Annotated in this window: 1 pseudogene; it reads left to right on the forward strand. The window is 61.0% G+C overall.

The features are described 5' to 3' along the window. A pseudogene (locus GWC77_RS28880) lies at positions 1–129 on the forward strand (ISL3 family transposase); the annotation flags it as partial. Positions 130–251 lie beyond the last annotated feature (122 nt).

Raw genomic sequence — 251 nt, forward strand, 5'->3', positions numbered from 1 at the left:
CACCTGAATTTCTTTCAGCACGAGTGCTACCTGGAAGTGCGCGTGCCTCGAGTGCGCTTGCCCGATGGAGCGGTGCGGCTGGTGGAGCCCGATTGGGTCGGCCAACTCGACGGCTTCACATTGCTGTGGAGTTGACCCGGTTTCGTGGACACCTATCCTTTGGAACAGGAGGTGCCTGCCATGGGAAAGCACCACAACCCCTACGCGCCGGAATTTCGGGCGCAGATGGTCGAGTTGGTCAAAGCCGGCCG

The organism is Paraburkholderia sp. NMBU_R16 (assembly GCF_013282575.1).
Classification (GTDB): domain Bacteria; phylum Pseudomonadota; class Gammaproteobacteria; order Burkholderiales; family Burkholderiaceae; genus Trinickia.